This window comes from Salipiger sp. PrR003 (assembly GCF_010500785.1).
Taxonomy (GTDB): Bacteria; Pseudomonadota; Alphaproteobacteria; order Rhodobacterales; family Rhodobacteraceae; genus Salipiger; species Salipiger pacificus_A.
This window is the reverse complement of sequence record NZ_JAAGOV010000117.1, coordinates 1-2,571: the sequence shown is the minus strand read 5'-3', so window position 1 is coordinate 2,571 and position 2,571 is coordinate 1. Positions and strand designations below refer to the sequence as shown.

The 2,571-nt window shown below is 65.9% G+C and carries 2 protein-coding genes; both read right to left on the bottom strand.

Features of this window, described 5'->3' with window-relative positions; all coding sequences use genetic code 11:
* Positions 1–341: 341 nt before the first annotated feature.
* Positions 342–1,538 carry an IS91 family transposase gene (locus G0D83_RS30800; protein WP_164198533.1) on the bottom strand — a complete coding sequence of 399 codons (1,197 nt, stop codon included), beginning with the start codon at positions 1,536–1,538 and terminating at the stop codon, positions 342–344.
* A gap of 12 nt (positions 1,539–1,550) precedes the next feature.
* Positions 1,551–2,441, bottom strand: a complete 891-nt coding sequence (locus G0D83_RS30795; protein ID WP_164198532.1) for a site-specific integrase — start codon at positions 2,439–2,441, stop codon at positions 1,551–1,553.
* Positions 2,442–2,571: the final 130 nt, after the last annotated feature.

The window sequence follows — 2,571 nt, the reverse complement described above, 5'->3', positions numbered from 1 at the left end:
GTCGGAGGTTTTTCGATGTGGGCCGCGGGGTGATGGCGGTATTCTGCGCGATGGCGGCCCACGTTGGAAAACCTGACAAGGAGGAAGCCGCGGGGGTCTGGCGGTGCCTTATGGGGAAAGCGGCACGGCGTCGGTGGCGGGTTGGGCCGAGCGCCGGGTCTCGATCTGGTTTCGGACAGCTTTCCTGCGTTCCATAGGGGGTACCCGTAGTCGGCAGAGGGTGTGCAGCGACGCTGCGGTGGCACCGTTTCGGCCTTGGAGAACGACCGGGGCACGGCGTCCCTGTGTCCGGAACGAGGTAGCGTTCCGGATCGGGGTCGGCGGTATGGCTGGCGCTGGCATCATGCAGCGGCCTTTCGAGGCGGAGCGCGGGTCACGGGGCGTTCGCCACGCCGGAAGATCTCGACGATCCGCATTGCCCCGCCGCACTCGGGGCACGGTTCCCTGAGTGTGAGTGGTGGGGCGGGATTGGTGTCCGTCGCTTCGGTCGCAACAGGCGCCTCGGCGCCGAGCAGACGGCGGATCGCCTCGACATTGCGTTTGCAGACGCCACTGGCGAGGAAGCCGTAGTGCCGGATGCGATGGAAGCCGTCCGGCAGGACGTGGATCAGGAACCGGCGGATGAACTCGTCGGTCGAGAGGCGCATGACCTTCATCCGATCTCCGCGTTTGATCCTGTAATCCTTCCAGTGGAACGCGACAATCTCGGCATTGGCACTGACAAGGCGGTGGTTGGATATCGCAACGCGGTGGGTGTAGCGGCCGAGATAGGCCAGGACGGCCTCGGGCCCGCCGAACGGGGGCTTGGCGTAGACCACCCATTCGGCCTTGCGCAGCGGTGCAAGCGAGGCGGCGAATGCGGCAGGGTCCGCGAGGTGTGCGAGGTCGCCGAAGAAAGACAGCTTGCCGGCCCGGTGCAGTGCCGAGAGCCCGTCCAAGAAAAGGCGCCGGAACAGCCGCGAAAGGACCCTGACGGGCAGAAAGAATCCCCTGCGGCAGGATATCCATCGGGTGCCGTCGGGCGACAAGCCGCCGCCCGGCACGATCATATGGACATGTGGATGGTGAGTGAGCGCCGAGCCCCAGGTGTGGAGCACGCTGGTCATGCCGACCCGGACGCCGAGACGGCGCGGATCGGCAGCGATGGTCGCGACTGTCTCGGCCGAGGCGCGGAACAGCAGCCCGTAGACCGCCCGCTTGTTCCAGTAGGCGATCCGCGCGATCTCCGCCGGCAGGCTGAAGACGACGTGGAAATACTCCACGGATAGCAAGTCCTCGGCGCGCGCAGCGATCCAGTCCCGCGCCGCCGGGGCCTGGCACTTCGGGCAATGACGGTTCTTGCAGGAATTGTAGGCGACGTGCTGATGCCCGCACTGAGTGCAGGCCGCCACGTGTCCGCCGAGCGCCTCGGTTCGGCAAGCTTCGATGGCCGACATCACCTTGAGCTGGGTCAGGCTGACATGCCCTTTGTTGGCCCGCCGCCACGCAGGCCCATGGTCACGGAAGATGTCGGCGAGCTCAAGCGTCGGCCGGGACATCCCCGGCGCGATCTACTCCGGTCCCGGCGTTGGGCGCGCGCTCTGTCCGGCGATCCCGGCCAGCGCCTCGAAGGGGCTGACGATGTCGCGGATCGTTCTGGTCGCGACATGGGCGTATCGCTGGGTCGTGGTCACCTTGGCGTGGCCCAGAAGGACCTGGATCACCCGGACATCCGTGTTCGCTTCGAGCAGATGCGTGGCGAAGCTGTGGCGCAGGGTGTGCAGCGTGGAGGGTCCGGTGATGCCCGCGAGCTGCTTGGCGGTCAGGAAGGCCCGGCTGAGCTGGCGTGGCGAGATCGGGTTGATCTTCGGCTTGCCTGGGAACAGCCAGCCGGCGGGACGGGCCTCGCACCAGTAGGCCCGGAGAAGCTCGAGGAGGCCGGGCGACAGCATCACCTGGCGATCCTTACGCCCCTTGCCTTGCTCGACATGGATCAGCATCCGGGCGCTGTCGATGTCGCTGACCTTGAGATTGCAGACCTCCGAAGCCCTGAGGCCGGCCCCGTACGAGATGCTGAGCGCCGCGCGATACTTGAGCCCCGGTCCCGGCGCCGCCGCCAGAATCTCGGAGATGTCCTCCAAGCTCAGAACGACGGGCAGCCTGCGCGGCTGACGGCGGAACTGCATGTGCTCGTGCATCTCCGCCTTCTTGCAGGTCGTGCCGAAGAGAAACCGTAACGCCATGATGCGAGCGTTGAAGGTGGACGGCGTGACGCCGGTCTCTGTCATATGGAGCTGGTAGGCACGAAGATCGTCCGGTGTGGCGGTATCGGGCGATCTGCCGAGAAACGCGGCGAAGTTCTTGACCGCCCGGATGTGGGCCTTCTGGGCTTTGTCGCCCATCCCGCGGATGTTCATGTCTTCGATCATCCGCTTGCGCAGCGGTGAAATCCTCTCCTCCATGGGAGCCTCCGATCTGACGTTTGAGAAGGTCTCAATCATCAGCCCGAAGAACGTGATCGGAAAAGCGCGGAGTGCGGTTCATTCTCGAACGGTCGGACCGGGCACCCTGCCGCGAGAGCGGCTTAGTCCA